The 1,416-nt window shown below is 73.3% G+C and carries 1 pseudogene; it reads left to right on the top strand.

Annotated features, from left to right (window positions below):
• Positions 1-186: 186 nt before the first annotated feature.
• Positions 187-1,215, top strand: a pseudogene (locus ABZ656_RS57925) (right-handed parallel beta-helix repeat-containing protein); the annotation flags it as partial.
• Positions 1,216-1,416: the final 201 nt, after the last annotated feature.

Raw genomic sequence — 1,416 nt, forward strand, 5'->3', positions numbered from 1 at the left:
CGGGTGTCATCATCGACGCCCTGCGCGCCGCGAAGATCGCCAAGGACCGCGGCATCGGCGGCCCGATCCTGTCGGCGTCCTCGTACTTCATGAAGACGCGGTGATCCTTGCCCCCGGCGCCGCGGCGCCGGACACCCCAGCCGCACAAGCCCCACCGGGAAAGAGGACAACACCATGAGCCGGCAGATGCTGCTGGTCTCCCAGGACGGCTCCGCGCCGTACCGCACCATCGGCCACGCCCTGGCCGACGCCACCGACGGGGCCCTCATCACCATCGCCGCGGGCACCTACCAGGAGGCCCTCGTCATCGAGCGGGTCGTCACCCTCGCCACCGCGTCCGAGGCGGGTAGCGTCCGGGTGGACGGTGGCACCGCCAGCGCGGTGGTGATCGCCGCTGAGGCCGCCCAGCTCAACGGACTCGCCCTGGAGGGCGGCGGCGAGCAGACCCCGGTCGTCGAGGTACGCCACGGCGAGGCGTCCCTCCAGCAGTGCACGGTATCCGGAGACGCCTGGGCGGGCATTCTCGCCTGGCAGCGGGGAACCCTCATCGCCCGCTCGTGCCGGGTCACGGGAGCCGGCGGCGCGGGCATCGTCGTGACGTCCCCCGGCGCCAACGTGGTGGAGCAGACCACGGTCGCCCAGACCCTCTCCTCCGCCATCGTGGTCGCGGAACGCGGACGGCTGACCGTGCGCGACTGCCGGCTGGAGGAGCCCGGCGGCAACGGCGTCTGCGTCAACGGGCACGCACAGGCCGTCGTCGAGACCACCGAGATCACCGCCAGCGCGCAGCCCGCCCTGGTCGCCGAGCAGAACGGACGGGCCGAGATACGCGCGGTCACCGTGTTCGCCAGCTCCGGGCTGGACGCGTACCTCACCAGCCGCGGCGACGTCGTCCTCACCGACTGCGTCTTCACCGGCTCCCGCGCCGAGTCGGTCCTCATCGGCGGCGGCTCGGCCCCGACCCTGCGCGGCTGCTCGATGACGGGTGCCGCCCGCACCGGGGTGCGGATCACCGAGTCCGCGCGGCCACACCTGGAGGACTGCCGGGTCACCGGCTCACCGGTCGGCGTCGTGGTGGAGGGCGGCAGCCGACCGGTGATGCGGTCGGTCGCGGTGCGCGACGCGAGCGGCGATGGACTGCTGGTCACCGACGGCGCCGCGGTCGAGGGAGAGCGGCTGTCGGTCTCCGGCGCCGGCGTCGGCGTCCGCGTCGTCGGCGGAGCCGAACTCGCGCTGCATGACACGGAGGTGACCGCCCAGGCCGGCCCGGCCGTCGATGTCCGCGACGGTGCCACCGTCCGGCTGACCGAAGTGCGCATCGGCCGTCCGTGGCCTTGCCCAGCACGCAGCCGCCCAGCGGGTGGTAGCAGAAGTCGTCGGCGAAGGTCTTGTTGTTGCCGAAGAGGTCGTAGCGGT

Source organism: Streptomyces sp. NPDC007095, assembly GCF_040634475.1.
GTDB lineage: Bacteria > Actinomycetota > Actinomycetes > Streptomycetales > Streptomycetaceae > Streptomyces.